Raw genomic sequence first — 7477 nt, forward strand, 5'->3', positions numbered from 1 at the left:
CTGGAATACACGGCGACAACACTGGCAGCGGAATCGCTCACGCTTAGTCGGGCTGAGTCCATGCCGGTAAACTACATCGGAATCACAGCGGGGAGAATGGACAGTTACGGTAGCCATAACAACACCTCAAATAATGGCAGAATATCACAAAATCCAACCATTCAGAGGCACTACCAAATTTTCATATAAAGATTTTTATCTTAACAGGATAAAAATAGAGATAAATGGGATTAATCCAATAAAAAGAATCAAAAAGAGATATTTTGAAATATGCTTCCCGTTTCTGATGTAGGGGTTTGAGGGCCAACTGTACGAAAACGTACTGTAAGCAAAAAAAACGAACGTCTGAAAAATAAATCAGTAGACAACACTGTCCGTTAAATCCAATTTTCGATTAAAAAGACACCATTTTAATGGCGTTTCTCTACGTCCATCATGTTATGATATATCAGTTAGTTACTTCACTAACGTACGTTTCCGTTTCATTGGACTTCAGACCCCGCCACCTAATCGGAGGTGATATGCTCACCTTCACAACACGACAGGTGATCAAATGGCTAAACATTTCACAGCTGAATTTAAGCTGGAAGCTGCAAAACTGATTGTCGACCACGGCTACACATTCGTTAAAGCCTCCGAAGCGGTTAATGTCAGCCATTCCGCTCTGACTCGCTGAATCTGTTCGCCTGTAAACCGGTGGGCTGGGCCATGTCAACGTCGCCGGACTCGGCACTGACCGTCATAAGCGCTGCAGATGACATGGGAGCTAGGTGGTCGTCCTGCGGGAGTGATGTTCCACAGCGACCAGGGCAGCCACGATACCCGTCGGCAATATCGGCAGGCGCTGTGGCGCTGCCAGATAAAGCAGAGTATGAGTCGTCGGGGTAACTGCTGGGATAATGCGCCAATGGAGCGGTTCTTCCGGAGCCTGAAGACCGAATGGATGCCGCCGAAGGGTTACAACAGCGTCAGCGAAGCTCAGAGCGCGATAATCCGCTATATCACCGGCTATTACAGCGCTGTGCGGCCTCACTGGTACAACGGCGGCTTGACGCCGAACAAATCGGAGCGACTGTACTATATACAGTCTAATGCGGTAGCCAGTATTAGTTGACCACTACAGATGCACATACCCCAGCCTGCGGGGCTGGGGCGTCATCGGGGGCTAACTAAATATTCTTATCGAAGAAGACGTCTAACTTTTGCATTGCCTGGTCGACGTATTTAGGAACCCAGTACGTCTCGATATGGGTAGCGCCTTCGATCAGGAAGAGCTCTTTGTCTTTCGTACCGGTGGTTTTAGCAAACGCATCTTTAGTCATATAGAGCGTATCCGCTTTTGTACCGGCAATCATCAGCAGTGGTTTATTGATGAGATTCATATGATCCGTTACGTCAAAGCTCATCAGGTCTAACAGGCTGCTTGTGGTGTATTTAAACGTTGAGTTTGGGTGTGCCTGGGTTTTCCAGTAGTACTCGTAGCCTTGTCGATATAAGGCAAAAGGTAATTTAGCGATCTGTTCATCAGTCAGGTTTGCATCACCGGAGTAAAGCACTTCGCCTCCGGTCGCTTCCTGAGCGCGCGCGTCAGAAGCCTGCTGAAGACGCTGCTGGATAGTGTCCAGCTGAGAATCTTGCATACCATTGCGGCGTACAAGACCTGAATTAAACATACTGATGGTTGCAATCGATTTGAACCGCTTGTCAGTCTCGGCAGCAACGAGTGAATACCCTCCGCCTCCACAAATGCCAAGCAAACCGAGGCGGGAAGTATCAACTCCCGGATACTGGCTGATGTAATCAGCCATACCGTGAACATCCTCAATACGGTTAGCCGGTTTATCCACGTTGCGTGGCATACCACCGCTGGCGCCCTGATAAGCTGCATCGGCGGTAATCGTGATGTACCCATGTTCGGCAAGTCGCTGAGCATACAACCCGGCGACCTGCTCTTTTACGCCGCCATTAGGATGTGCAACCACCACCGCAGGATATTTTTTGGCGGGATCATAGTTAGCAGGAGTATAGACATTCGCAGCAATCTGGATGCCATTCAGATCGTATTTCACCGGATGAATGTTGACCTTGCCTTCGACGTTCTCAGTAATGGCACCGTCATAGACGAGTGTGAATGGATTTTTTTTGTAATCAGCCGCATTGACTAAGGTCGCTCCAGCCATTGCCGTGAGTAGCATTGCACTGATAAGTGTGAATTTCATGGTCTCTCCTGATGAGTGTCGGCCTGGTTATACAGGCTCGCAGAATCAAATTTGCAGGCTCAGACTAGGGGGAGAGGGCTGTCAGCACCGTGACGGGGAAATAACATTTTCGTCAGGAAACGGACCGGGATGGTGAGTGTTTCTGACAACGCTGTCAGGTAACTGTCAGCTTTATGTTGGCAATCAGGAGGCAGAATGCTCTCGTTTAATGTGATTCATGTTCAATTTTCTGAGAAAAGGAGCGATCAATGAAAAGCCAGAATGGCCCAACAATGCCAGCGCGACGCAAGCTATTAGTCGCCGGGGCGGGTATTGCCGCCGCCTCGCTGATCCCGCACGTGTCAGCGACGAGCCAAACCTTTCAGGTCGATTCATCCAGACAATCCAGCCAACGCCCTTCAGCTCCTGGCAAGCGTAAACTCGGGAAACTGGAAGTTTCTGCCATCGGTCTGGGCGTGCAGAACATGAGTCGTAAATACGACACCTCCGTTCCCTGGCGTCCTGAGATGATCAATGTTCTCCATCGGGCATTTGATGAAGGGGTAACGTTCTTTGACGCTGCTGAAGCCTACGGCCCCTTTGAAGTTGAAAAAATTCTCGGAGAAGGCGTCGCCCCGTTCAGGGACAAAATCGTTATCGCCACCAAGTTTGGCTGGAACATTGACCAACAGACGGGTAAGCGTCTGCCGGGCCTTAACAGCAGGCCGGAGCATATCAGGCAGGTCGTCGACAATATGCTCAAACGCCTGCGTACCGATCGCATCGACTTACTGTATCAACACCGGGTTGATCCGCAGATCCCGATCGAAGATGTCGCCGGTGTGGTGAAAGATTTAATGGATCAAGGGAAAGTCCTGCACTGGGGGCTGTCTGAAATGGGCATCAACATGCTGAAACGCGCCCATGCGGCATTACCCGTTACTGCCGTACAAAGTGAATACTCCATGCTCTGGCGTGGCCCTGAAAGGCAGGTACTTCCGCTGTGTGAAGAGCTGGGCATTGGCTTTGTGCCATGGAGCCCACTCGGCGTGCAATTTTTAACGGGCTGGATTGATGAGAATACCCGGTTCGTTGCCGGTGATTTCCGCGCGACAGAAACGCGTTTCTCGCCTGAAAACTTGCCACACAACTTACAGCTGGTTGAACTACTGAAATCCTGGGCAATACAAAAAAATGCCGCACCGGGACAGATTGCGCTGGCATGGCTCCTGGCGCGTAAACCCTGGATTGTTCCCATCCCTGGCACCACCAATAAAGACCATATGCTGCAAAACACAGCGGCTACCGGCGTATCGCTGACTTCCGCTGAGATGACCGAGCTTACCCGCTCACTGGATGTGATCACTATCCAGGGGCAACGTCTGCCAGATGCTGTGCAGGTTTATTCCGATATTGAAGCACCGTTGAAAAGTTAAGATGGAAGTCCCGTTATGCGCCTGTTGTTAGTCGAAGATGAAGAAAAAACGTCAACCTATCTCTCCCGTGCGCTGGGTGAGTCCGGGTTTACGGTAGATGTCTCTGCAGATGGCGCGGAAGGACTTCATTACGCGCTGGAGTTCGACTACGACGCGATAATACTGGATGTGATGCTGCCGGGGATGGACGGCTACCGGGTACTCGAGGGGGTGCGCGCAGCAAAACAGACGCCTGTGCTGATGCTTTCGGCACGGGGTTCGATCGATGAGCGCGTTAAAGGGCTTCGCCTTGGCGCAGATGATTATCTCCCTAAGCCCTTTTCGCTTATTGAACTGGTGGCGCGTATTCAGGCACTGGTGCGTCGCCGCGCTACGGATGGCGCAGACATCACCCAGCTGCAAATTCACGATCTGCATCTCGACTTACTGGCTCGCCGCGTATTTCGCGCCGGAACGCGACTGGAGCTGACCGCTAAAGAGTTTTCCCTGTTGAGCCTTCTGGCCCGGCATCAGGGGGAGATTCTGTCAAAAATGATGATTGCGGAGCAGATATGGGACATGAATTTTGACAGCGATGCCAACGTGGTTGAAGTGGCCATTAAACGACTTCGGGCCAAAGTGGATGCTCCGTTCGATATCAAACTGCTGCATACCGTTCGTGGCATGGGCTATGTCCTCGAAGTCCGGTCCGAATAAGTGAAGGGGATAAGCATGCCTGAGCGTTCCATCTCCGTACACCTGGCGCTGATGTTTGCCTTATCCGCGCTGCTGATTGTGTCCGTTATCGGTATTCTGCTCAGAAGCTCCTTGCATGACTCTTTGCAAAAGCAGATGCACAACGAACTGCTGTTCCGGGAATCATTAATGAGTCCGTGGATCACCGCACGAACCTCGGCTGACGGCTGGTCGACGCTGGCTAATAAATTCAACGTGTTAACCAATTCTGAAGGTGAACGCGTTCGCTACTGGATAGTGAGCCATAACCCACGCTTTAGCATGGGGGGAACACCACCGGTAGGTGTTCAGTGGTCTTCTTTGCAGGAAGGGTTTAATAAAGTGCCCGGTGCATCAGAAGGTGCATGCTCGCTGTTTCTGTTAGTGAAAACTATCCCCGCCAACGGTGAAAGACCTGAGCTGCGCTATGTGGTTGCCATCGACTCCACGCCGTACATGGGCACACTCGATGCGTTCACGCGTACATTGCTGATCATTACCGCACTGGGCGTAGTGATTGTCGCCTTGCTGGGATACGTCGTTTCAAGGATCGGTCTTCGTCCCGTTGGGGCGCTCAGTAAACAGGCCCGGCAACTCGCTCCCGGGGACCATGGTCAACGCCTGAATACCGAAGCATTACCTGACGAATTACAGCAATTAGCATCATCTTTTAATGGTGTGCTGGAACGGCAAGAGGTCGCCTGGGGGCAGCTCGAAAGCTTTAACGCCGATGTTGCGCATGAGCTCCGTACCCCGCTGACAAACCTTATCGGCCAGACGCAACTGGGCCTCTCACGCCGACGTTCGCATGATGAACTGGAAGAATTATTGGGTTCTAATCTGGAAGAACTTGAACGCATGACGTCTATCGTAAACGACATGCTGTTCCTGTCTCATGCGCACGCGGGTGAACATGCGTCCCAACTAACTAAGGTGTCCCTGCGAGAAGAAACGCTGAAAACAGCGGAGTATGTAGAGCCTTCTTTTGCTGAAAAACAGCTTTCTCTGGATGTAGAGGGAGATGTCACCGCACACATCGATCGGCGACTGTTCCACCGCTCACTGGCTAATTTACTGGAAAACAGCGCAAGGCATTCACCCTCCAACAGCACGGTTACGGTACGCTTAAGCGAAAAAGGTCATCAGGCCTGTGTTGAAGTGTCAAATCCTGGCGATCCAATAGCACCAGAGCACTTACACCGGCTTTTCGAGCGGTTCTATCGCGTTGACACTTCCCGAGCGAGAAGTTATACCCACCATGGGCTGGGTCTGTCGATCGTACGCGCCGTCGCCATTATGCACCGGGGAGATGTCTTTGCCCGTAGTGAAAGTGGCATCAATACCTTTGGCCTCACCTTTGTGATACAAGCGGATAAAGTGGCGGACAATGCTCAATCCGGCGCTGAGCCGGGACCCGGAATAACTGACAGAATTGTCAGGGAGGCGTCAGCCTGACGTCATTACCCTCTCGATAAAATCATCGCAGGCAATCCGCCTCTTCAATGATAAGGACGCTTTGCATGATCGGACATTTACGTTGCCTCGGGATGTTACTGCCCTTCTTCACCCTTTCATCCTGGGCTGCAGAGCAAAATCCCGTTGTCCATATTGCCCTCGCCGGAAGCCAGAACGCGGTGTATGGGTCAGCGGAGAATTTTACCGGTCGCGTCAGGGTTGATCCTCTCTTCAAACCTGATAACGAAATTAGCGTTTCCGGCGCTTATGTCACCTTTGAACCCGGCGCTCGTTCCGCCTGGCATACGCATCCCGCAGGTCAGCGGCTGATTGTGACCTCGGGTGTTGGGCTCACCCAGCAGGAAGGCCAGCCGGTACAGGTCATCCGCGCGGGCGACGTTGTCTCTTGCCCGGCGGGCGTCAAACACTGGCACGGAGCGGCGCCTGGCAGCACGATGACGCATCTGGCGATAACCGGGATTGTGGATGGCAAAAGCGTTAACTGGAAGGAGTTAGTGACAGATGAACAATACCACGCCCATTAAAGCATTAGCGGCAGCGGTACTGCTGACCTTTGGTTTTTGTCTCACGACACATGCTGCGCCCGTCGACAAAGGAGCCTCAGAAATGAACCACGAACAAACCGTTTCAGACACATTGTCAGCCCGCCAGCAGGCCATCCCGTTGATTGCCGCATCGATGGCCAGCAGTCAGATGGATAAACTGAATGCCGCCCTGAATGAGGGACTCGACGCCGGACTTACGATAAACGAAGCCAAAGAGATTCTCGTGCAGCTCTATGCTTACACGGGCTTCCCTCGCAGCCTGAATGCGCTTAATGAACTGATGAAGGTCGTCGAAGCACGTAAACAACGTAGTATCAAAGACGTTGAGGGTAAAGAACCGGTTGCCTCGATCCCTGTCGGGGATGAGCTTCGCCGTGTCGGTACCGCAAACCAGACGAAAATCTCAGGCGCGCCCGTCCAGGGCCCGCTGTTTGATTTTGCCCCGGTCATTAACCAGTTCCTGCAAACGCATCTGTTTGGCGCCATTTTTGCCCGCGATAACCTCGACTGGCAAAGCCGCGAGCTGGCAACGGTTGGCGCATTAGCGGCCACGCCGGGCGTCGAATCACAACTGCTGTCGCATACGCGAGCCAGCATGCGGGTCGGCCTGACGGCAGCGCAGCTGCGCCAGCTGGCACACGCTCTGCGTGAACATGGCGAAAGTGATGCCGCAACGCGAGCTGAAAAGGCGCTACAGCAGGCGCTCGCAAACAATTAGGAGTGTGTTATGGAGCATGATCCCCACCGCAGAATGTTAATCACCGCACTTGCCGGGCTCACGCTGGCGAACATTTCTTTGGCATCAGCTGCGACCGGCACCACAAACGTGCAGGGTAAAAGCCGTGTTCTGGTGGCGTACTTTTCCCGCAGCGGAAATACACGAGTCATTACGGGCGTCATTCATCGCAGCCTGAATACCGATCTGTTTGAAATCGAACCGGCTACCCCTTATCCGGAAGACTATTTTCAGACCGTTGAACAGGCGAAAAATGAGCGTGAGCGAGGCGTAAAACCGGCGCTAAAAAATAGCGTTGCAGATATCGCACGCTACGAGACCGTGTATTTAGGCTTTCCGATCTGGGGGACCAGCGTGCCGCCTGTAGTGCAA

General features: G+C 52.4%; 9 protein-coding genes and 1 pseudogene. 8 read left to right on the forward strand and 2 right to left on the reverse strand.

Features of this window, described 5'->3' with window-relative positions; all coding sequences use genetic code 11:
* Positions 1-117: IS1 family transposase (locus BBW68_RS20480; protein WP_420835322.1), on the reverse strand; the 117-nt coding region annotated here is incomplete at its 3' end.
* 436 nt (positions 118-553) lie between these two features.
* Here BBW68_RS20480 and BBW68_RS18650 point away from each other — a divergent pair.
* Complete coding sequence (locus tag BBW68_RS18650) at positions 554-676, forward strand: transposase (RefSeq protein WP_162475692.1); 123 nt, start codon at positions 554-556, stop codon at positions 674-676.
* Positions 673-1114, forward strand: a pseudogene (locus BBW68_RS02375) (integrase core domain-containing protein); the annotation flags it as partial. The gene BBW68_RS18650 and the pseudogene BBW68_RS02375, both read left to right, overlap by 4 nt.
* A gap of 55 nt (positions 1115-1169) precedes the next feature.
* Here BBW68_RS02375 and BBW68_RS02380 read toward each other — a convergent pair.
* Positions 1170-2195: an alpha/beta hydrolase gene (locus BBW68_RS02380; protein ID WP_420835323.1), complete on the reverse strand. Its 1026-nt coding sequence runs from the start codon at positions 2193-2195 to the stop codon at positions 1170-1172.
* Between the two features lie 272 nt (positions 2196-2467).
* Between BBW68_RS02380 and BBW68_RS02385 the strand changes: the two genes are divergently transcribed.
* The 6 genes from BBW68_RS02385 to BBW68_RS02410 form a co-directional block, all read left to right on the forward strand.
* The gene (locus tag BBW68_RS02385; protein ID WP_186821248.1) at positions 2468-3634 is read left to right on the forward strand and encodes an aldo/keto reductase; all 1167 of its coding nucleotides are present in this window, start codon (positions 2468-2470) and stop codon (positions 3632-3634) included.
* Positions 3635-3649: 15 nt separating this feature from the next.
* A complete protein-coding gene (locus BBW68_RS02390) occupies positions 3650-4330 on the forward strand; it encodes a heavy metal response regulator transcription factor (protein WP_070133849.1) in 681 nt (226 codons plus the stop codon).
* A gap of 15 nt (positions 4331-4345) precedes the next feature.
* Entirely contained in the window at positions 4346-5803 is a 1458-nt protein-coding gene (locus BBW68_RS02395; protein ID WP_070133850.1) for a heavy metal sensor histidine kinase, read from the forward strand.
* 65 nt (positions 5804-5868) lie between these two features.
* A complete protein-coding gene (locus BBW68_RS02400; protein ID WP_070133851.1) occupies positions 5869-6348 on the forward strand; it encodes a (R)-mandelonitrile lyase in 480 nt (159 codons plus the stop codon).
* Complete coding sequence (locus tag BBW68_RS02405) at positions 6326-7087, forward strand: carboxymuconolactone decarboxylase family protein (RefSeq protein ID WP_070133852.1); 762 nt, start codon at positions 6326-6328, stop codon at positions 7085-7087. Before BBW68_RS02400 ends, BBW68_RS02405 begins: the two co-directional genes overlap by 23 nt.
* 9 nt (positions 7088-7096) lie before the next feature.
* Positions 7097-7477 (forward strand): flavodoxin (locus BBW68_RS02410; protein WP_070133853.1); only part of this gene is annotated, 381 nt, incomplete at its 3' end.

This window comes from Candidatus Erwinia dacicola (genome assembly GCF_001756855.1).
In the GTDB taxonomy this organism is placed as follows: Bacteria; Pseudomonadota; Gammaproteobacteria; order Enterobacterales; family Enterobacteriaceae; genus Erwinia; species Erwinia dacicola.